Origin of the sequence: Rhodococcus sp. ARC_M12, assembly GCF_022810385.1 — a bacterium.
In the GTDB taxonomy this organism is placed as follows: Bacteria; Actinomycetota; Actinomycetes; order Mycobacteriales; family Mycobacteriaceae; genus Rhodococcoides; species Rhodococcoides navarretei.
This window is the reverse complement of record NZ_JALGQI010000067.1, coordinates 1-498: the sequence shown is the minus strand read 5'-3', so window position 1 is coordinate 498 and position 498 is coordinate 1. Positions and strand designations below refer to the sequence as shown.

At 64.5% G+C, this 498-nt stretch carries 2 pseudogenes; one reads left to right on the top strand and one right to left on the bottom strand.

The window, feature by feature from the left end:
• A pseudogene (locus MTX35_RS25395) lies at window positions 1-310 on the bottom strand (AraC family transcriptional regulator); the annotation flags it as partial.
• Window positions 311-417: 107 nt separating this feature from the next.
• Here MTX35_RS25395 and MTX35_RS25390 point away from each other — a divergent pair.
• Window positions 418-498: pseudogene (locus tag MTX35_RS25390) on the top strand (antibiotic biosynthesis monooxygenase); the annotation flags it as partial.

The window sequence follows — 498 nt, the reverse complement described above, 5'->3', positions numbered from 1 at the left end:
CGAGTGAGGCGATGACCGAACGTGCATCTCGGCTCTGGAGGGCGTCGTTGGTAGCGGCGGCCGTGAGGGTTCCAAGCGCAGGGACGACGACCACGTCGAACTCTCCGGACTCCGACAGCGGGTGGTCCACCGACAGGGTCATCGATGCCGTCGTGGTCACTCGCCGTTTCGGTCCGAGGATGGCGAGTTCGATCGGGTCGATCCGCGGGTCGACATCGCCGCGGGCTCCGTCGGCCACCCGCACGATGTCGATGACCGACGCGACAGCCGAACCGAAGCAGCCGTCGATCGCGATCAGTCCGATACGCATGGCGCGAACAATAGCAATACTGTCGTATACGCCACTCCCCACCGGCCCTCGCTCGTCATACGCTGAACTCGCCCCACGAAGAACCCCGACTTCAAGGAGAACCCCTCATGTCCACACCCGCATCACTTCCGTATGCCTTCGTCGCCAAGATCGTCGCGGCCGATGGACAGCACGACGCGCTCGCCGAT